Origin of the sequence: Pusillimonas sp., from assembly GCF_029263785.1 — a bacterium.
In the GTDB taxonomy this organism is placed as follows: domain Bacteria; phylum Pseudomonadota; class Gammaproteobacteria; order Burkholderiales; family Burkholderiaceae_B; genus Pusillimonas.
In genome coordinates this window covers 87543-107556 of sequence record NZ_JAJUFE010000001.1, presented here as the reverse complement: position 1 = coordinate 107556, position 20014 = coordinate 87543, and the positions used below count along the sequence as shown (strand labels likewise).

Below are 20014 nucleotides of genomic sequence, written 5' to 3'. Positions count from 1 at the left end.
AAGGGGCTTGGATGGGGAATACCCTTCGGCTTGGTTACACACCCACCGAATCGGCGATCTCTTTGTATTGTTCGATCTGATCGAAGTTGAGATAGCGATAGACCTCGTCGCCGCTTTCGTTGATGATGCCCATGTCGGCCATGTATTCCTCCTTGGTGGGAATGCGGCCCAGACGCGAGCAGATGGCAGCCAGTTCGGCCGAACCCAGATACACATTTGTGTTCTTGCCCAAGCGGTTCGGGAAGTTACGCGTGCTGGTCGACATAACCGTGGCACCCTCGCGTACTTGTGCCTGGTTGCCCATGCACAACGAGCAGCCGGGCATTTCGGTGCGCGCGCCGGCGGTGCCAAAGACACCGTAATGGCCTTCTTCGGTCAGTTGCTGGGCATCCATCTTGGTGGGAGGAGCGACCCACAATTTGACTGGAATGTCTCGCTTGCCCTCGAGCAGTTTCGAGGCCGCGCGGAAGTGGCCGATGTTGGTCATGCAGCTTCCGATGAAGACTTCATCAATGACGGCACCGGCCACCTCTGACAGGGTCTTGACGTCGTCCGGATCGTTGGGGCAGGCCACGATGGGTTCGTGAATATCTGCCAGGTCGATCTCGATGACCGCTGCGTATTCGGCATCGGCATCGGGCTCGAGCAGCTGCGGGTTGGCGAGCCAGGCTTCCATGGCCTTGATGCGTCGTGCCAACGAGCGTTCGTCTTCGTAACCATTGGCGATCATCCACTTGAGCATCACGATGTTGCTCTGGATGTATTCGATAATGGGCTCTTTGTTGAGGCGCACGGTGCAGCCTGCAGCAGAGCGCTCGGCAGATGCGTCGGACAACTCAAATGCTTGTTCCACCTTGAGGTCTGGCAGCCCTTCGATTTCGAGGATGCGGCCCGAGAAGACGTTTTTCTTGCCTTGTTTGGCGACGGTAAGCAGGCCCTGCTTGATGGCATACAGCGGTATCGCGTTGACCAGGTCGCGCAGGGTTACGCCGGGCTGCAGCTCGCCCTTGAACCGCACCAGAACTGATTCAGGCATATCCAGGGGCATGACTCCGGTTGCTGCGGCGAAGGCCACAAGGCCCGAGCCCGCAGGGAAGGAGATGCCGATGGGGAAGCGTGTGTGCGAGTCGCCGCCGGTGCCGACAGTGTCGGGCAGCAGCATGCGGTTGAGCCAGCTGTGGATCACGCCGTCGCCCGGGCGAAGCGAAATGCCGCCACGCGTACTGATGAAGTCGGGCAGGGTGTGGTGTGTCTTGACGTCGACCGGCTTGGGGTAGGCGGCCGTGTGACAGAACGATTGCATGACCAGGTCTGCCGAGAATCCCAGGCATGCAAGGTCTTTGAGTTCGTCGCGAGTCATGGGGCCGGTGGTGTCCTGGCTGCCCACGGAAGTCATCTTCGGCTCGCAATAGGTGCCCGGGCGAACGCCCTGGCCTTCCGGCAGACCGCAGGCACGACCCACCATTTTCTGCGCCAGTGTAAAGCCCTTGCCGGAATCTTCGGGGTTTTTGGGCAGACGGAACAGGGTGGAAGGAGGCAGGCCCAATGCCTCGCGTGCCTTGGCGGTAAGACCGCGGCCAATGATCAGCGGGATGCGTCCGCCGGCGCGAACTTCGTCGAACAGCACTTCGGACTTGAGTTCGAATTCGGCGATGACCTCACCATTCTTGAGTGCCTTGCCTTCGTAAGGACGCAACTCGACCACATCTCCCATGTTCATCTGGGAAACATCCAGCTCGATGGGCAGTGCGCCGGCGTCTTCCATTGTGTTGTAGAAGATCGGAGCAATCTTGCCGCCCAGACAGACGCCGCCGAAGCGCTTGTTGGGTACATAGGGAATGTCTTGGCCGGTAAACCACAGCACCGAGTTGGTCGCCGATTTGCGCGATGAGCCTGTACCAACGACGTCGCCTACATAGGCAACCAGATGGCCTTTTTCCTTGAGGCTCTGGATGAACTGTACCGGGCCGCGCTTGCCGTCTTCTTCGGGCTCGAACGGGGCGCCTTCGCGGCGGTTCTTGAGCATTGCCAGGGCATGCAGCGGAATGTCGGGGCGGGTGGTTGCGTCGGGCGCAGGGGACAGATCGTCGGTGTTGGTTTCGCCGGGAACCTTGAAGACCGTGATGGTGAGGCTTTCTGGAACTTCGGGACGGCTCGTGAACCATTCGCCTTCGGCCCAGCTTTGCAGGACGGCTTTGGCGTTGGCATTACCTTTTTCGGCCTTTTCCTGGATGTCATGGAAGGCGTCGAACACAAGCAGGGTGTTTTTGAGGCCGTCGGCAGCGATGGTGCCCAGTTCGGCGTCGTCGAGCAGTTCGATAAGAGGGGCGACGTTGTAGCCGCCAAGCATCGTGCCAAGCAATTCGGTTGCTTTCTTGCGATCGATCAGGGGGCAGACTTCTTTGCCGAATGCGATGGCGGCCAGATACGAAGCCTTGACTTTGGCAGCGTCGTCAACGCCGGCGGGCACGCGGTGCGTGATCAATTCGACCAGATTTGCTTCTTCGCCGGCGGGAGGGGCTTTGAGCAATTCGATGAGATCGGCGGTCTGTTGGGCCGACAGGGGCAGGGGGGGTATGCCCAACGCAGCGCGTTCGGCAACGTGTTGGCGATAAGATTCCAGCATGAGGCGTGCCTTTTAATAGGAAAAAGCGGGTAATTGATGATGTAATTGTATCTGGAAGGAGGGCGATCAGGCAAATGTCTTATGTCTTATATCTTATATAAGACTTGCGAGGTTTCACACGATCCCCGGTTGATGCTTTACGCGGCGCAAAGCGCGCCCTTACAGGGATTTGACGGTGCCTGGTCAGGGGCGCAACAGGACGCGCCGGGTCAGGCAATCAGATCCTGATATTCAGGATGCCGTTTTACGTATGTGGCTGCGTAGCTGCACTCGATTCGAACCTTCCATCCCCGGCTACGCGCCGTATTCAGGGCGTGCTTGACCAAGTCCGAGGCAATGCCTCGGCCACTGAGTGCTTGGGGCACTTCAGTGTGAGTGATGGTGAATGTATTTCCGTCGAGCCTGTATTCGAGAACGGAGAGGGCATCGTCCTCGGCCCATTCAAAGCGATGTAATTCCAGGTTCTGCTTGATGTCTCTGGTCATGAGTCGTGGGCTCCGTTCAAATAACGTACAGGTCGACGTATTCGTGCACCGGCATCGCCTCTAGCCTGGACTGGTCCAGCGAGGCTTTCAGAATGAGATCTTGCTGTTTGGGTGGAAAGCGCCGAGCCAGGTTAGTTTGGAACTTTGCCTCGAGCAAGGGGATACCTTCGGCGCGACGACGCTTGTGGCCGATGGGGTACTCGCACACAATCTCGTCGAACCTGGTGCCGTCGTGGAACTCTACCGTCAGTGCGTTTGCGATTGAACGCTTTTCAGGGTCGTGATAGTCGGCGGTGAATGTCGGGTCTTCCACGCATATGATCTTGTCACGGAGCGCGTCGATGCGTGGATCTGAAGCGACATCATCTTCATAGTCTGAAGCAGTCAGGCGGCCAAACAGTATCGGTACTGCCACCATATACTGGATGCAATGATCTCGATCAGCCGGATTGTTGAGCGGGCCCTTTTTATCGATGATGCGAATGCAGGCTTCGTGTGTGCGTATCGTTATCTGCTTGATGTCGTCGGCAGACCTGTTTTCGGCAAGCAGCTTCTGGTGAACCTGCATGGCGCATTCAACAGCAGTCTGAGAATGAAACTCGGCCGGATACGAGATTTTAAACAGCACATGCTCCATCACATAGCTGCCATAAGGGCGCTGAAACCTGAAAGGTTGACCCTTGAAAAGCACGTCATAAAAGCCCCAGGTCTTGGCAGTGAGAACCGACGGATAGCCCATTTCGCCGGTACGGGCCATGAGGGCAAGGCGCACGGCCCGGCTGGTGGCATCGCCCGCCGCCCAGCTCTTGCGGCTGCCCGTATTCGGAGCATGGCGATAGGTTCGAAGGCTTTGGCCGTCCACCCATGCCAGTGACAACGCGTTCAAGATTTCTTCCCGGCTAAGTCCCATCATCTGGGCCACTACAGCCGTGGAAGCCACCTTTACCAGCACGACGTGATCAAGCCCGACCTTGTTGAAGGAGTTTTCCAGCGCGAGGCAACCCTGGATTTCATGGGCCTTGATCATGGCGGTCAACACGTCGCGCATGAGCAGGGGTGGTTTGCCGGCGGCGAGTGCATTTCGCGACAGCCAGTCGGCAGTGGCGAGGATGCCGCCCAGGTTGTCGGATGGATGGCCCCATTCGGCGGCCAGCCAGGTGTCGTTGAAGTCGAGCCAACGAATCATGGCGCCGATATTGAATGCCGCTTGTATGGGGTCGAGCTGGAACTGCGTGCCTGGCACTTTGGCCCCGTTCGGAACGATAGTGCCCGGAACGACCGGGCCGAGCAGTTTGGTGCAGGCCGGGTAGTCAAGTGCTTCGAGCCCGCAACCCAGCGTGTCAATCAGGCAGTTGCGAGCCGTTTCGTACGCCAGGGGGCTTTGTACCTGGTAGTTCAAGACGTAGTCGGCAATGTCGACGAGAACCTGGTCGTAGTCAGGACGGATGTTGGAGATGGGGGCGGACATGAAACTTCCTGTTAAGTCTTAGCGGCGCTTGCCGAGTGGAATGAATTTTTGGTTTTCGGGACCCACATAGTTGGCGGTGGGGCGAATGATCTTGTTGTCGATGCGCTGCTCGATGATGTGTGCGGCCCAACCAGCCGTGCGGGCCATGACAAACAAGGGGGTGAACATGGCGGTGGGTATGCCCATCATGTGATACGACACTGCCGAGAACCAGTCCAGGTTCGGGAACATTTTCTTGACGTCCCACATAACCGTTTCAAGCCGTTCGGCGATGTTGTACATTTTCATGTTGCCCGCATTGCGAGACAACTTGCGGGCGACTTCCTTGATGACCTGGTTGCGTGGGTCGGAAACCGTATAAACCGGATGGCCAAATCCGATGATCACTTCTTTGGCGTCGAGCCGGCGGCGAATGTCAGCTTCAGCCTCGTCAGGTGACGAGTAGCGTTTTTGTATATCGAAGGCTACCTCGTTAGCGCCACCATGCTTGGGTCCGCGCAAGGCGCCTATGCCGCCGGCAATGGCCGAATACATGTCCGATCCCGTTCCGGCGATGACGCGGCAAGTAAAGGTGGAGGCGTTGAATTCATGTTCCGCATACAGGATCAGCGACGTATGCATGGCATCAACCCATTCTTTTTTGGGTGCTTCTCCATGAAGAAGATGCAGGAATTGACCGCCGATGCTGTCATCGTCGGTCTGAGTGTCGATGATCCGGCCATTGTGGCTGTAGTGATACCAGTAAAGCAGGGCCGGGCCGAGGCAGGCCAGCAGGCGATCCGCAATATCGCGGGCGTCGGCCGGGTTGTGGTCGTCTTTTTCTGGCAGAAGGCAGCCAAGTACTGAAACTGTGGTGCGCATGACATCCATGGGGTGGCTTGCCGGCGGCAGGCATTGAAGCGCCATCTGAAGCGATTCGGGCAGACCGCGCAGGCGGCGCAACTTTTCTTTGTATGCTGCAAGCTCGGCCCGGGTGGGCAGGCTGCCGTGTACCAGCAAATGCGCAATTTCCTCGAACTCACTGTTGGCCGCCAGATCGAGAATATCGTAGCCTCGGTAATGCAGGTCGTTGCCACTGCGTCCAACCGTGCACAATGCGGTGTCGCCGGCAATCACGCCCGAAAGCGCGACGGATTTCTTCGGCTTGGGAGGGGTTGCGGTTTTCTTATTTGTATTGGCCATGCTTGTCTCCTTTGTGAACCGGCCGGCTTCAACGCCGACGGCTGCAAAAAAGCCCCGCGGCCTGAAGGGCGGCGGGGCCTGGTCTGAAACCTAGCGGGTGATGCCGGCATGTTTTTTCGCCGGCGATGTATCAGCTAAGCAGGTCCTTGACTCCGTCGCGCTCTTCGAGCAGTTCGTTCAAGGTGAAATCCATGCGTTCGCGTGAGAAGTCATCAATTTCCAGGCCTTGCACCACAGTGTACTCGCCGTTGGCGGTAGTAACAGGTACACCGTAAATGATGCCTTCAGGAATGCCATAGGAACCGTCGGAGGGAACGCCCATGGTTACCCATTTGCCGTTACTGCCCAGGACCCAGTCGCGAACATGATCAATGGCTGCGTTGGCGGCCGAAGCGGCTGACGACAGGCCACGAGCGTCGATGATGGCGGCGCCACGCTTGCCCACCGTGGGGATGAAGACTTCGCGGTTCCAGACGTCGTCGTTGATGAGCTGCTGCAGGCTCTGGCCTTCGACTGTCGCGAAACGGATGTCGGGGTACATGGTGGGCGAGTGGTTGCCCCAGACAATGAGTTTTTCGATGTCTGCGACACGCTTGCCGGATTTGGCAGCCAGTTGGGTCAGGGCACGGTTGTGGTCCAGGCGCAGCATGGCAGTGAAGTTCTTTGCCGGCAGATCGGGCGCGGACTTCATGGCTATATACGCGTTGGTGTTGGCGGGGTTGCCCACCACCAAGACTTTTACGTCGCGGCTGGCAACATCGTTAAGGGCCTTGCCCTGGGCGGTAAAGATCTGGGCGTTGACCTGGAGCAGATCCTTGCGCTCCATGCCTGGGCCACGGGGGCGGGCGCCAACCAGCAGTGCAATATCAGCGTCCTTGAAGGCCTCGCGAGGGTCGCTGTGCGCAGTCATGCCGGCCAGCAGCGGGAACGCGCAGTCGTCCAGTTCCATCATGACGCCCTTGAGCGCCTTCTGAGCCTTCTCGTCGGGAATTTCAAGCAACTGCAGGATGACGGGCTGGTCTTTGCCAAGCATTTCGCCTGAAGCGATGCGGAACAGCAAGGCGTAGCCGATTTGGCCGGCGGCGCCGGTTACGGCGACGCGCATGGCGGGTTTGGACATGGAGATCTCCGATGTGATGAGGGACGAATAAACAGGTCCATTGACCTGAAAAGGGCGAGCTCGTCGACCGTTTCACGTCAATGGACTTTGAATGACATTCGCTAGTTTAAAACGATAAAAGATTACGGGAAACCCAGAACAGCGTCAATCTTATATCTTATATAAGACAGAAGAGTGTTAGACAGAAAACGCGAACCGTGCGAAAATAACGGCCGTTTTACCTCACTTCATCCGAGACGCATCTTCTTCTTCTTTCATGTCCGAAAAACCCGTCACAGACTCTGCGCCCGATACCGAGCGCGCTGCCTCCAGCGCGGCGTATAGCCCGTTGTATCAGCAGATCAAGGGTTTGCTGCTGCAGAGTCTTGACCGTGGCGAGTGGAAACCCGGCGAAGCCATACCCAGCGAGCTGGAGCTTGCCTCCCGATTCCAGGTCAGCCAGGGCACGGTGCGTAAGGCAATTGACGAACTTGCAGCCGAAAATCTGCTTTTGCGCCGCCAGGGCAAGGGTACGTTCGTTGCGACTCATCACGAAGCCAAGGTGCGTTTTCGCTTTTTGCGCCTGACCCCCGATGACGGCAAACAGCCCGTCTCCGGAAGCCAGATACTTGAATGCCGGCGCGTAAAGGCACCGGTCGATATTGCACGTCTTCTCGACCTGCGCACCGCCGACAGTGTCGTGAACCTGCGCCGCGTGCTGTCGTTCGACGGTGTGCCCACCATTCTGGACGACATCTGGTTGCCGGGTGCTGTCTTTCGCGGCCTGACCGCCGACTCGTTTTCCCGTTACAAGGGGCCGCTATATGCCTTCTTCGAATCGGAATACGGAGTAAGCATGGTCAGGGCAGAAGAGAAGATCCGCGCGATGGCGGCGTCTGACGAGGCCGCGCAGTTGCTGGGGGTCGAGCCCGGCACTCCATTGCTGCAGGTCGAGCGGGTGTCATACACCTACGGCGACCGTCCCATGGAAGTTCGGCGCGGACTTTACGTCACAGAGCGGTTCCATTACCGCAATAGTTTGAATTAGCAGGAAGAATTTGCCAGTTATTTGATCGTCTTCGCACAAATAGGCGAAAATAGCCCGTATCGCTTTGCAAAAATTAATTGTTACAACCTCGAGGCCGTCATGTCCGATTCAGCTTCCAAGCCACGTCCGCAGTATCGCAATTTAAGCATCCCGCAGATACTCAGATACCACCTCCCGCTTGCGGGAAAATCTTCAATCTTGCACCGCATCAGTGGCGCGTTGCTGTTCCTGAGCTTGCCGCTGATCATTGTGCCCTTGTTTGCGGCCAGCGTCACCTCGCCTGAAACCTATGCCTCGATGCGCGAATGGGCTTCCAATCCTGTTTGCAAGCTCGTGTTCCTGGTGCTTATCTGGGGCTACCTGCATCACTTCTGTGCCGGCATCCGCTACCTCGTGCTTGACCTGCACATCGGCATGGACAAAGTCTCGGCGCAAAAATCCGCCGGGATCGTCTTTGGGGTCAGCCTCGCCCTGACCGTGGTGTTTGGTCTTAAACTGTTCGGAGCCTGGTAATGACAACTCAACAACGTCTCGGCACAAAACGTCTGGTGGTCGGTGCCCACTACGGCACCCTTGATTTCATCGTTCAACGCTGCACGGCCGTCATCATGGCCGTTTATACGCTGATCCTGTTCTTCGGCTTCCTCTTTTCTTCGGAAATGAACTTTGAAGCCTGGCAGCATCTGTTCACCTTCCATCTGGGCGCATTGCCCGTGGGCCAGTTGTTGGCGACGCTGGCCTTCCTGTCGGTCGCCTGGCATGCCTGGGTCGGTGTGCGCGACATCTGGATGGATTACGTCACATCGGCAGGCCTGCGCCTGTTCCTGCAAGTTCTGACCTTGCTGTGGCTGGTGGGTTCTATCGTTTATTTCGCTAAAGTTCTCTGGAGTCTATAAGCCGTGGCTGCTGTCAAACATTCCATACCTCGCCGCCAGTTCGATGTGGTGGTTGTAGGTGCCGGCGGGGCCGGCATGCGTTGCTCGCTGCAACTGGCGCAAGCGGGCCTTTCGGTCGCCGTCCTGTCCAAGGTCTTCCCCACCCGTTCGCACACTGTGGCGGCGCAGGGTGGCGTCAGTGCCGCATTGGGCAACATGAGCGAAGATAACTGGTACTGGCATATGTACGATACCGTCAAGGGTTCCGACTGGCTCGGCGACCAGGACGCAATCGAATTCATGTGTCGCGAGGCGCCCAACGCCGTTTACGAGCTCGAGCACTTCGGCATGCCGTTCGACCGCAATACCGACGGCACCATCTACCAGCGTCCTTTTGGCGGTCACACGGCCAATTTCGGCGAGAAGCCGGTGCAGCGCGCCTGTGCAGCAGCCGACCGTACCGGTCATGCCATGTTGCATACGCTCTATCAGCGCAACGTGGCCGCGCGTACGCAGTTCTTTGTCGAGTGGATGGCTCTGGACCTCCTGCGCAATCAGGCCGGCGATGTCCTGGGCGTTACCGCACTCGAACTCGAAACCGGCGAGATCTACGTCCTGGAAGCCAAGCAAACCGTGCTGGCCACCGGTGGTGCCGGCCGCATCTGGGCAGCTTCCACAAACGCCTTCATCAATACCGGTGATGGTCTTGGCATGGCGGCGCGTGCGGGTCTTCCTCTGGAAGACATGGAGTTCTGGCAGTTCCACCCCACGGGTGTTGCCGGTGCCGGCGTGCTGATCACCGAAGGCGTTCGCGGCGAAGGCGGCATCCTGCTCAACAAGGATGGCGAGCGCTTCATGGAGCGCTACGCTCCTACGCTCAAGGATTTGGCTCCACGCGATTTCGTCTCGCGTTCGATGGACCAGGAAATCAAGGAAGGACGCGGCTGTGGCCCCAACGGCGATCACATCCTGCTCAAGCTGGATCACATCGGCGCCGAAACCATCATGAAGCGTCTGCCCTCGATCCGTGAAATTGCCATCAAGTTCGGCAACGTTGATCCGATCAAGGACCCGATCCCCGTCGTTCCCACCATTCACTACCAGATGGGTGGTCTGCCCACCAATATTTATGGTCAGGTGATGGATTGGCGCAATGGCGAGAACGTGCCTGTTCAGGGTCTGTACGCGGTGGGCGAATGTGCTGCCACGTCGGTTCATGGTGCCAACCGCCTGGGTACGAACTCGCTGCTCGACCTTATCGTGTTCGGCCGTGCCGCCGGCAATCACATCGTTGAGTCGCATCCCGAGCGTCAGCATTCGCACCAGGAGATCCCTCCGTCGGCCATCGATTTTTCGCTCGACCGCGTCAACGAACTCGAGAAGCGCACTTCGGGCGAAAACGTCTACGAAGTTCACAACGCCATGCGCAACAGCATGCAGAACCACTGCGGTGTGTTCCGCACCCTCAAGCTGCTGAACGAAGGGGTTGCCGACATGGAGCGTATCGCCGAGCGTTGCGACAATGTCTACTTCAAGGACAAGTCCAAGGTCTGGAACACGGCCCGCATGGAGGCCCTCGAACTGGCCAACATGAAGGAAGTCGCGCTTGCCACCACCAAGGCAGCCGCCAACCGTACCGAAAGCCGCGGTGCTCACGCGCTGGACGATCATCCCGAGCGGGACGACGAGAACTGGCTGGTGCACTCCCTATGGTTCTCGGAAGGCCGCCGCCTCGAATACAAGCCTGTGCAAATGAAGCCACTTACCGTCGAGAGCTTCCCACCCAAGGCACGGACCTTCTAAGCAGGATACTGAAATGAGCGAAAAACGTATCGTCAAATTTGAAATCTATCGCTACGATCCCGACAAGGATGAGCGTCCCTACATGCAGAAGCTCGAGGTCGAGCTGCAGCCAAACGACAAGATGCTTCTGGACGCCCTGGTTCGGATCAAGCACGATGTCGATGACAGCCTGGCGCTGCGCCGCTCGTGCCGCGAAGGGGTGTGCGGTTCCGACGCCATGAACATCAATGGCAAGAACGGTCTGGCCTGCACGACCAACCTGCGCGAACTCAGCGAGCCAATCGTGTTGCGACCCTTGCCCGGTCTGCCAGTCGTGCGCGACCTGATCGTCGACATGACTCACTTCTTCAACCAATACCACTCAATCAAGCCGTTCCTGATCAACGATCAGCCGCCGCCCGAGAAAGAGCGTCTGCAGACGCCCGAGGCGCGCGAGCAGCTCGATGGCCTGTACGAGTGTATTCTGTGTGCTTGCTGTTCGACGTCCTGCCCGTCGTTCTGGTGGAACCCCGACAAGTACGTGGGTCCTGCCGGATTGCTCCAGGCCTACCGTTTTATCGTGGATTCCCGTGACGAAGCGACCGCCGAACGCCTCGATAATCTCGAGGATCCGTATCGCTTGTTCCGGTGCCACACCATCATGAACTGTACCGATGTCTGTCCGAAGGGGCTTAACCCGGCGAAAGCCATCGGCCAGATCAAAGAACTTCTGGTTCGTCGCACAATCTGAGGCGATGGTTCCATGAAAAAACAGTCGGAGATCGACCGTCCGCGCTTGCGTTGGCGAGCCCGGCGCGGCCTGCTGGAAAACGATCTGATCATCACGAAGTTCCTCGATCAGTACGAGACCCAGCTTACCGACGCCGATGTGCATGCCCTGACTCTTCTGTTTGAGATGGGGGATAACGAATTGCTTGATGTGTTGCTAGCCCGAACCGAGCTTGCCGGAGAATACGATACTCCCGAGCTGCGTCGTCTGGTCGAGCAAATGCGGAAGCTGTAAAAACTTGAGGATTGAAATGCAACTTTCAGATAAAAAAGCCACTTTATCGTTCTCCGACGGCAGCAACTCTGTTGAGTTCCCGGTTTACAAGGGAACGATCGGTCCGGATGTCATCGATATTCGCAAGCTATATGGCCAGACAGGCATGTTTACGTACGATCCGGGCTTTTTGGCCACCGCGTCGTGCGAGTCGAGCATCACCTATATCGATGGCGACAAGGGACAGCTGCTGTACCGTGGTTACCCCATTGATCAGCTCGCAGAAAATTGCGATTTCATGGACGTCAGCTACCTGATCCTGAACGGTGAATTGCCTGACGCCCAGCAGAAGAAGGAATTCGATGCACTGGTCACGAATCACACGATGGTTCATGAGCAAATGCAGGTGTTCCTGGGTGGCTTCCGACGCGACGCGCACCCGATGGCCGTGCTTACCGGCATGATCGGTGCAATGTCGGCGTTCTATCACGACGCCACAGACATCACCAACCCGCGTCACCGTGAAATCTCGGCCATTCGTCTGATAGCCAAACTGCCTACCCTGGTTGCGATGGCGTACAAGTATTCGATGGGCCAGCCATACATCTACCCGCGCAACGATTTGTCCTACACGGGCAACTTCCTGCGCATGATGTTCGCGAACCCCTGCGAAGAGTATCAGGTGAACGAAGTCGTCGAGCGCGCGCTTGATCGCATCTTCATCCTGCACGCTGATCACGAGCAAAATGCTTCGACCTCGACCGTACGTCTGTGCGGTTCGTCGGGTACGAACCCGTTCGCAGCGATTGCTGCGGGTGTTGCCTGCCTGTGGGGTCCTGCTCATGGCGGCGCCAACGAGGCGTGCCTGCAAATGCTTGAAGAGCTGCAAGCCAATGGCGGTGTCGCCAAAGTTGGCGAGTTCATGGAAAAGGTCAAGGACAAGAACTCGGGCGTTCGCCTGATGGGCTTTGGCCACCGTGTCTACAAGAACTACGATCCGCGTGCCAAGCTGATGCAGGAAACTTGCAAGGAAGTGCTCTCGGCTCTGGGTCTTGAGGACGATCCTCTGTTCAAGCTTGCCATGGAGCTCGAGCGCATTGCTCTTGAAGATCAGTACTTCGTGGATCGCAAGCTGTATCCGAACGTTGACTTCTACTCGGGTATTGTTCAGCGTGCCATTGGCATTCCGACGTCGATGTTCACGGCGATCTTCGCTCTGGCTCGCACGGTTGGCTGGATTGCCCAGTGGAACGAGATGATCTCTGATCCTGATTACAAGATCGGTCGTCCGCGTCAGCTGTACACCGGAGCGGCCCCCCGCGACGTGCCGGCCAAGTAAGAATCGTTCGATTCAAACGCCCTTCGGGGCGTTTTTTTTGGTCGGTTGCTGCGGGGTGTTGGGGGCGTATTCCTGTGTTCTTGAGGCCTGGCTGCGGGGAGAGTCTAAAGCCGGTCGTCCAGACGGCGCCGCGTGCTACCGAAGGGAGCGCGGGGGAAGTCGGCAGCAACATGTACGAGTCCCGAAGCGCGTAAGCGCTGAGGTCGAGTTTTGCTGCCGCCCGCACGGACGAGGTAGACGCGGGCAGTCCCGCGAAGCGGGACCGCCGGATGCGACCGGCTTTAGACTCTCCCCGCAGCCAGGCCTCAAGCCCGACCCCCAATAAAAAAACCGGCGAAGCCAAATAGCCTCGCCGGTTTCAAGGAAGCAAGACGTCCTGATTACAACTGAACCTGTCCGGCCTCCTGCTGTGCATCCACAACGGCCAGTGCCGTCATGTTCACAATGCGACGCACGGTGGCGCTGGTGGTCAGGATATGAACAGGGCGTGCAGCGCCCAGCAGAACCGGCCCCATTGCCACGCCATTGCTGCCGGTCATCTTCAGCATGTTGTAGACAATGTTCCCGGTATCCAGATTGGGCGTGATCAACAGATTGGCGGGCCCCTTCAGGGTCGAATCCGGAAAAGCCTTCAAGCGGATCTTCTCTGACAGTGCCGCGTCAGCATGCATCTCGCCGTCCACCTCGAGGTGAGGCGCACGCTCGGCGATGATGCGTCGTGCCTCGGCCATTTTTCGCGACGACTCGGTGACACGGCTACCGAAGTTCGAATGCGACAGCAGGGCAATCTTGGGCACTACACCGAATCGCAACACCTCGGCGGCCGCCTGGATCGTCATGTCAGCGATTTCTTCGGCGGTGGGATTCTCGTTGACGTGGGTGTCGCAGATGAACAGGGTCTGGTCGGGCAGCATAAGGACGTTCATCGCGGCATATGTCTTGGCCCCGTCCCGTAGTCCGATGACTTCGTCCACATAGCGCAGTTGATTGTCATATCGGCTGGCCACGCCGCACAGCATTGCGTCAGCATCACCGCGGCGCATCAGCATCACGCCGATGAGCGAGTTGTGCTTGCGCACCATCGCCTTGGCGATATCGGGAGTGACACCGTTACGACCCTGAATCTTGTAATAACTGCTCCAGGTTTCGTTGAAGCGCTCATCGTCTTCCGGATTGACGATTTCAATATTTTCACCCGGAACAAGGCGAAGGCCGAACCGCTTGATGCGCATTTCGATGACTGCAGGGCGGCCAACAAGAATTGGTTGGGCGATCTGTTCGTCGATTACTACCTGGACGGCACGCAGAACTCGCTCGTCTTCGCCGTCGGCGTAGATAACCCGCTTTGGAGCTTCTTTGGCCTGCATGAACAGCGGGCGCATGAGCTGGCCCGTGTGATACACCAGGCTCATCAGCTTCTGACGATAGGCCTCGATGTCGGTGATCGGACGGGTCGCAACGCCGGAGTCCATGGCGGCCTGGGCCACCGCCGGAGCAATCTTGACGATCAGGCGCGGATCGAATGGCTTGGGAATGATGTACTCGGGGCCGAACGTAAGATCCTGGCCGGCGTAGGCATTTGCCACTTCGTCGTTTTGCTCGGCCTCAGCCAGTTCGGCGATGGCACGAACGCAGGCCAGCTTCATTTCCTCGTTGATGATGGTGGCGCCCACGTCCAGAGCGCCACGGAAAATGAAGGGGAAGCACAGAACGTTATTGACCTGGTTGGGGTAATCGGAACGGCCGGTTGCAATGACGCAGTCAGCGCGCGCCTGCTTCGCCACTTCGGGGCGGATTTCGGGTTCAGGGTTGGCCAGTGCCAGGATCAGCGGACGATCGGCCATGGTCTTGACCATGTCGGCGGTGAGGACCCCCGGAGCCGAGCAGCCCAGGAACACGTCGGCGTTCTTGCAGACATCTGCCAGGGTACGGGCGTCAGTCTTTTGAGCGTATTCGGCCTTGGTCTGTTCCATGTTCTCTTCACGGCCTTCGTAAATGACGCCGCGAGAGTCGGTTACATAGATGTTGCTGCGAGGAAGTCCCAGGCTGACAAGAAGGTTCAGGCAGGCGATGGCAGCGGCGCCGGCTCCCGAACAAACCAGCTTTACGCTCGCGATGTCCTTGCCGACCACCTTGAGACCGTTGAGGATCGCAGCAGCCGAAATGATGGCCGTGCCGTGCTGGTCGTCGTGGAAGACCGGAATCTTCATGCGTTCGCGAAGCTTCTTTTCGATATAGAAGCATTCGGGAGCCTTGATGTCTTCAAGATTGACCCCACCCAGGGTGGGCTCCAGCGCCGCGATGATGTCGACCAGCTTATCCGGATCGTTTTCGTTGAGCTCAATGTCAAATACATCAATGCCGGCGAATTTCTTGAACAGGCATCCTTTGCCCTCCATGACCGGCTTGGCGGCGAGAGGGCCGATATTGCCCAGGCCCAGCACAGCGGTACCGTTGGTAACCACACCCACCAGGTTGGCACGAGAGGTGTACAGCGCCGCGGCTTCGTCGCCCTCGTTGTAGATGGCCATACTGGCCGCGGCTACACCCGGCGAGTAGGCCAGCGAAAGGTCGTCTTGGTTGGCCAGCGTCTTGGTCGGCGTGACCGAAATCTTCCCCGGAACGGGGAAGGCATGATAGTCGAGTGCCAGTTTCGAGAGGTCGGCGTTGGCATCCATGGTGGGGGTGACTCCTGTTCTAAGCAAAGCGTAAGTGTACTGCCTGACAATACAACTCGCAGAGTGTCAGTTATCTTCAACGCTTTTTTGCGTGACGGGCGGTTTTGCGCCGTGTTTCGCGTCACACAATAAGGGTTTGTGGGTATACTACTTGTACTACGGCTGATCACAAGGCGTCGTACACGTTGCCTTCTGCCCCCGCTATCCGCTATTCGGTCTGGCCGTGTCGCGGAAGGTTGTCCTGCATCATAACGAGTGAGACACTCGGATAGGTGAAGCGTTTATATGTCATCGGAAATAGAACTTTTATCTAACTCTTATCTTTTTGGTAGCAACGCCCCATACGTAGAGGAACTCTACGAATCTTACCTGGAGAATCCCGGTTCGGTTTCCGAAAAATGGCGGAACTACTTCGATCAGCTTCAACACCAGCCTGCCACTGACGGCCAGGAAACTACGCGCGATCAAGCGCATGCCCCCATTATCGAGTCTTTTGCCCAGCGTGCCAAAGCCAACGCTTTTGTCGCTCGCGTGCAAGAGCCTGATCTGGCTGTTGCCGGCAAACAGGTCTCTGTTCAGTCGCTGATCGCCGCCTACCGCACTCTGGGTGTACGGGTTGCCGAACTCGACCCTCTGAAGCGTCAAGAGCGCCCCAATATCCCCGAACTCGATCCGGCCTTCTACGGCCTGACCGAAGCCGATCTGGACCAGGTCTACGCCGCCACCAATACGTATTTCACCAAAGCCGACACCATGACCATGCGAGACATGCTCAAGGCGTTGCGCGATACGTATTGTCGAACTGTCGGTGCCGAGTTCATGCATATTTCCGATCCTACCGCCAAGCGCTGGATCCAGGAACGTCTCGAATCCACCGTCGGAGTACCCGCGTTTTCCGCCGAGCGTAAAACCCGCATATTGCAGCAACTTACCGATGCCGAAGGCCTCGAGCGTTACCTGCATACCAAGTATGTGGGTCAGAAGCGCTTCTCGCTGGAAGGCGGCGAGAGCTTCATCGTCTCGATGGACGAACTGGTCAACCATGCCGGCGAAAACGGAGTCCAGGAAATCGTTGTAGGCATGGCGCACCGCGGTCGCCTCAACATGCTCGTCAACATCATGGGCAAGATGCCCAGTGATCTGTTCGCCGAATTCGAAGGCAAGCACAGCCAGGCGCTTACCGATGGCGACGTCAAGTATCACAACGGGTTCTCCAGCGACCTTTCCACGCGCGGCGGTCCCGTTCATCTGTCCCTGGCATTCAACCCGTCCCACCTCGAAATCGTCAACCCGGTGGTTGAGGGCAGCGTGCGTGCGCGTCAAGATCGTCGCCAGGATACCGATGGCAGCCAGGTATTGCCTGTGCTCGTCCACGGCGACGCGGCCTTTGCAGGCCAAGGCGTTGTCATGGAAACGCTCAACCTTGCGCAAACCCGCGGCTATGGTACCGGCGGAACGGTGCACATCGTCATCAACAACCAGATCGGCTTCACTACCTCCGATCCGCGCGACACCCGTTCGACACTGTACTGTACCGACGTGGTCAAGATGATCGAAGCGCCGGTGTTCCACGTCAACGGCGACGATCCCGAAGCTGTCGTGTACGTTACGCAGCTGGCGCTTGATTATCGCCGCGAGTTCAAGCACGACGTCGTGGTTGATATCGTTTGCTTCCGCAAACTGGGCCATAACGAACAAGACACTCCCTCGCTGACGCAGCCGCTGATGTACAAGCGCATCGGTCAGCATCCGGGTACCCGCAAGCTGTACGCCGAAAAGCTGGTGGCGCAGGGCGTCCTGAGCCCGGACGAGCCCGACAACATGGTCAAGGCGTATCGTCAGCTCATGGAAGAAGGCAAGCGCACTGTCGAACAGGTGCTTACCGATTACAAGAGCAAATACGCCACCGACTGGACCCCGTTCCTGAACGCCAAATGGACCGATGAGGCCAATACTGGTGTGCCGCTGGCCGAGCTGACCCGCATTGGCGAAAAAATCACCACGGTCCCCGAAGGCTTTACCGTTCATCCGCTGGTCAACAAGTTGCTGAACGACCGCCTCAAGATGGCCCGCGGCGAGGCTCGCCTCGACTGGGGTATGGGCGAACATCTGGCGTTCGCAACTCTTGTGGCGTCGGGCTATGCCGTGCGCATTACCGGGCAAGACTCCGGTCGCGGCACCTTTACGCACCGACATGCCGTATTGCACGACCAGAAGCGTGACCGCTGGAACGACGGTACCTATATTCCCCTGCAGAATGTGTCCGAAAAGCAGGCGCCGTTTACCGTTATCGACTCGGTACTGTCCGAAGAGGCGGTCCTGGCGTTTGAATATGGTTACGCTACAGCCGAACCCAACACGCTTACCATCTGGGAAGCCCAGTTCGGCGATTTCGTCAATGGCGCACAGGTTGTCATCGACCAGTTCATTTCGTCGGGCGAAGCCAAGTGGGGCCGCCAGTGCGGTCTGACCCTCATGCTTCCCCATGGCTACGAAGGTCAAGGCCCCGAACACTCGTCAGCCCGCATCGAGCGTTTCCTGCAGCTTTGCGCTGACAACAACATGCAGGTTGTCCAGCCCACCAACGGCGCACAGATTTTCCATGTGCTGCGCCGCCAGATGATCCGTCCCTTCCGCAAGCCCTTGGTCATCTTTACGCCCAAGTCGCTATTGCGAAACAAGGACGCCACGTCTCCTCTTACCGACCTGGCCGACGGGCAGTTCGAACTTGTCATCGGCGAGCAGGACGCAAACATCGATCCGGCAGCGGTAAACCGCGTGCTCGTTTGCTCGGGCAAGGTGTACTATGACCTGGTTCACGCCCGCACCGAAGCCGGCCGGTCTGACATCGCCATCCTGCGTATCGAGCAGCTGTACCCGTTTGCCCACAAGGCGTTTCAGGCCGAGCTGCAAAAATACAGCAATGCCAAGGAGATCGTCTGGGTGCAGGACGAACCGCAAAACCAAGGACCCTGGTTCTATATCCAACACCATCTGTACGAGAATATGGTGGAAGGCCAGCGTTTGGGCTACGCGGGGCGCAGTGCATCGGCCTCGCCGGCGGTGGGTTATCTGGCCAAGCACCAAGAGCAGCAGCGTGCTCTGCTCGAGCAGGCCATGGCCCCCAAATTCAAAAGCTTCGTGCTGACCAAATAACGAACACTCATCTTTACGGAAAAACACCATGGCAATTACAGAAGTTCTCGTACCGCAGCTTTCAGAATCCATTTCCGAAGCAACGCTGCTCAACTGGAAAAAACAGCCTGGCGAAGCCGTTGAAGCAGACGAGATCCTCATCGAGGTCGAGACCGACAAGGTGGTGCTCGAAGTGCCTGCGCCTGCTTCCGGCGTCCTGAGCGAAATCGTCAAGGCCGATGGCAGTACGGTTGCATCAGGCGAAGTCCTGGCTCGTATCGACACCGAAGCCAAGGCTGCTGCTGCCCCCGCAGCTGCACCTGCCGAGGCTCCGGCAGCCGAAGCTCCTGCCGCAGCACCGTCATCAGCGCCTGCCGCGTCCGCTCCTGCTGCAGCGATCGCTTCGCCGGCTGCGGGCAAGATCCTGGCCGAGAAAGGTATCGATCCTGCAAACGTTGAAGGCACGGGTCGTGGCGGCCGCGTCACCAAGGGTGATGCGTTGGCAGCCGACAGCGCACCCAAGAAAGCAGCCGCTGCGGCTCCGGTGGCGCCCACCATGTCGCTCGATGGTCGTCCGGAACAGCGCGTGCCCATGAGCCGCCTGCGTGCTCGGGTGGCCGAGCGCCTGCTTCAGTCGCAGGCCGAAAACGCAATTCTTACCACCTTCAACGAAGTCAACATGCAGGGCATCCTCGATTTGCGTGCCCGCTACAAGGACAAGTTCGAGAAAGAGCACGGCGTCAAGCTGGGCTTTACCTCGTTCTTCGTGAAGGCAGCCGTCGCTGCCCTCAAGAAGTACCCCATTGTCAATGCTTCAGTTGATGGCAAGGACATCATCTACCACGGCTATTTCGACATCGGCATTGCGGTAGGCAGTCCACGCGGACTGGTTGTGCCCATCTTGCGCAACGCAGACCAGCTTTCGATTGCCGAAATCGAGAAGCAGATCGCCGATTTTGGCGCTCGCGCCCGCGACGGCAAGCTGACACTCGAAGAGCTTACCGGCGGTACGTTCTCCATTTCGAATGGCGGCGTGTTTGGTTCAATGCTGTCCACGCCCATCATCAATCCTCCGCAGTCCGCTATTTTGGGCATCCATGCCACCAAAGAGCGTCCTGTGGTCGAGAACGGCCAGATCGTCATTCGTCCGATGAACTACCTGGCCCTGTCTTACGATCACCGCATCATCGACGGTCGCGAGGCCGTGTTGTCTCTGGTCGCCATGAAAGAAGCGCTGGAAGATCCGCAGCGCCTGTTGCTGGACGTCTGATTCCTGCTCGTCCTTGAACATGTC

15 protein-coding genes are annotated in these 20014 nt (G+C 58.0%); 9 read left to right on the top strand and 6 right to left on the bottom strand.

The annotated features are described in order from the left end of the window. Positions 1–34: 34 nt before the first annotated feature. The 5 genes from acnB to Q1J88_RS00425 all read right to left on the bottom strand — a co-directional run bounded on the left by acnB (position 35) and on the right by Q1J88_RS00425 (position 6881). Complete coding sequence (gene acnB, locus Q1J88_RS00445) at positions 35–2626, bottom strand: bifunctional aconitate hydratase 2/2-methylisocitrate dehydratase (RefSeq protein ID WP_301115420.1); 2592 nt, start codon at positions 2624–2626, stop codon at positions 35–37. Between the two features lie 209 nt (positions 2627–2835). Beyond that, on the bottom strand, positions 2836–3111 hold the full coding sequence (locus Q1J88_RS00440) for a GNAT family N-acetyltransferase (RefSeq protein ID WP_301115419.1): 276 nt from the start codon (positions 3109–3111) through the stop codon (positions 2836–2838). A 16-nt stretch (positions 3112–3127) separates the two neighbouring features. After that, entirely contained in the window at positions 3128–4579 is a 1452-nt protein-coding gene (locus tag Q1J88_RS00435; RefSeq protein WP_301115418.1) for a bifunctional 2-methylcitrate dehydratase/aconitate hydratase, read from the bottom strand. Positions 4580–4597: 18 nt separating this feature from the next. Beyond that, on the bottom strand, positions 4598–5761 hold the full coding sequence (gene prpC / locus Q1J88_RS00430) for a 2-methylcitrate synthase (RefSeq protein WP_301115417.1): 1164 nt from the start codon (positions 5759–5761) through the stop codon (positions 4598–4600). Positions 5762–5891: 130 nt separating this feature from the next. Beyond that, positions 5892–6881 carry a malate dehydrogenase gene (locus tag Q1J88_RS00425; RefSeq protein ID WP_301115416.1) on the bottom strand — a complete coding sequence of 330 codons (990 nt, stop codon included), beginning with the start codon at positions 6879–6881 and terminating at the stop codon, positions 5892–5894. 256 nt (positions 6882–7137) lie between these two features. On the opposite strand from Q1J88_RS00425, the gene Q1J88_RS00420 reads away from it, so the two are divergent. From Q1J88_RS00420 to gltA, 7 genes are all read left to right on the top strand, one after another. Continuing rightward, entirely contained in the window at positions 7138–7908 is a 771-nt protein-coding gene (locus Q1J88_RS00420; protein WP_301115415.1) for a GntR family transcriptional regulator, read from the top strand. Between the two features lie 99 nt (positions 7909–8007). After that, positions 8008–8421: a succinate dehydrogenase, cytochrome b556 subunit gene (sdhC, locus tag Q1J88_RS00415; RefSeq protein ID WP_301115414.1), complete on the top strand. Its 414-nt coding sequence runs from the start codon at positions 8008–8010 to the stop codon at positions 8419–8421. After that, positions 8421–8804 carry a succinate dehydrogenase, hydrophobic membrane anchor protein gene (sdhD, locus tag Q1J88_RS00410; RefSeq protein ID WP_301115413.1) on the top strand — a complete coding sequence of 128 codons (384 nt, stop codon included), beginning with the start codon at positions 8421–8423 and terminating at the stop codon, positions 8802–8804. Before sdhC ends, sdhD begins: the two co-directional genes overlap by 1 nt. Positions 8805–8807: 3 nt before the next feature. Next, entirely contained in the window at positions 8808–10586 is a 1779-nt protein-coding gene (gene sdhA / locus Q1J88_RS00405; RefSeq protein WP_301115412.1) for a succinate dehydrogenase flavoprotein subunit, read from the top strand. Between the two features lie 13 nt (positions 10587–10599). Beyond that, on the top strand, positions 10600–11316 hold the full coding sequence (locus Q1J88_RS00400) for a succinate dehydrogenase iron-sulfur subunit (RefSeq protein ID WP_301115411.1): 717 nt from the start codon (positions 10600–10602) through the stop codon (positions 11314–11316). A 12-nt stretch (positions 11317–11328) separates the two neighbouring features. Further along, positions 11329–11589: a succinate dehydrogenase assembly factor 2 gene (locus Q1J88_RS00395; protein WP_301115410.1), complete on the top strand. Its 261-nt coding sequence runs from the start codon at positions 11329–11331 to the stop codon at positions 11587–11589. 16 nt (positions 11590–11605) lie between these two features. After that, complete coding sequence (gene gltA / locus Q1J88_RS00390; protein ID WP_301115409.1) at positions 11606–12907, top strand: citrate synthase; 1302 nt, start codon at positions 11606–11608, stop codon at positions 12905–12907. Between the two features lie 380 nt (positions 12908–13287). Here the strand turns inward: gltA and Q1J88_RS00385 are convergent, their stop codons facing one another. Beyond that, positions 13288–15585, bottom strand: a complete 2298-nt coding sequence (locus tag Q1J88_RS00385; protein ID WP_301115408.1) for an NADP-dependent malic enzyme — start codon at positions 15583–15585, stop codon at positions 13288–13290. 285 nt (positions 15586–15870) lie between these two features. On the opposite strand from Q1J88_RS00385, the gene Q1J88_RS00380 reads away from it, so the two are divergent. After that, entirely contained in the window at positions 15871–18741 is a 2871-nt protein-coding gene (locus Q1J88_RS00380; RefSeq protein ID WP_301115407.1) for a 2-oxoglutarate dehydrogenase E1 component, read from the top strand. 28 nt (positions 18742–18769) lie between these two features. After that, positions 18770–19990: a 2-oxoglutarate dehydrogenase complex dihydrolipoyllysine-residue succinyltransferase gene (odhB, locus tag Q1J88_RS00375; RefSeq protein WP_301115406.1), complete on the top strand. Its 1221-nt coding sequence runs from the start codon at positions 18770–18772 to the stop codon at positions 19988–19990. The last annotated feature ends 24 nt before the right edge of the window (positions 19991–20014 follow it).

Coding starts and splice junctions, on each gene's coding strand:
- acnB (WP_301115420.1), bottom strand. CDS start 2,626: ATGCTGGAATCTTATCGCCAACACGTTGCCGAACGCGCTGCGTTGGGC.
- Q1J88_RS00440 (WP_301115419.1), bottom strand. CDS start 3,111: ATGACCAGAGACATCAAGCAGAACCTGGAATTACATCGCTTTGAATGG.
- Q1J88_RS00435 (WP_301115418.1), bottom strand. CDS start 4,579: ATGTCCGCCCCCATCTCCAACATCCGTCCTGACTACGACCAGGTTCTC.
- prpC (WP_301115417.1), bottom strand. CDS start 5,761: ATGGCCAATACAAATAAGAAAACCGCAACCCCTCCCAAGCCGAAGAAA.
- Q1J88_RS00425 (WP_301115416.1), bottom strand. CDS start 6,881: ATGTCCAAACCCGCCATGCGCGTCGCCGTAACCGGCGCCGCCGGCCAA.
- Q1J88_RS00420 (WP_301115415.1), top strand. CDS start 7,138: ATGTCCGAAAAACCCGTCACAGACTCTGCGCCCGATACCGAGCGCGCT.
- sdhC (WP_301115414.1), top strand. CDS start 8,008: ATGTCCGATTCAGCTTCCAAGCCACGTCCGCAGTATCGCAATTTAAGC.
- sdhD (WP_301115413.1), top strand. CDS start 8,421: ATGACAACTCAACAACGTCTCGGCACAAAACGTCTGGTGGTCGGTGCC.
- Q1J88_RS00400 (WP_301115411.1), top strand. CDS start 10,600: ATGAGCGAAAAACGTATCGTCAAATTTGAAATCTATCGCTACGATCCC.
- Q1J88_RS00395 (WP_301115410.1), top strand. CDS start 11,329: ATGAAAAAACAGTCGGAGATCGACCGTCCGCGCTTGCGTTGGCGAGCC.
- gltA (WP_301115409.1), top strand. CDS start 11,606: ATGCAACTTTCAGATAAAAAAGCCACTTTATCGTTCTCCGACGGCAGC.
- Q1J88_RS00385 (WP_301115408.1), bottom strand. CDS start 15,585: ATGGATGCCAACGCCGACCTCTCGAAACTGGCACTCGACTATCATGCC.
- Q1J88_RS00380 (WP_301115407.1), top strand. CDS start 15,871: ATGTCATCGGAAATAGAACTTTTATCTAACTCTTATCTTTTTGGTAGC.
- odhB (WP_301115406.1), top strand. CDS start 18,770: ATGGCAATTACAGAAGTTCTCGTACCGCAGCTTTCAGAATCCATTTCC.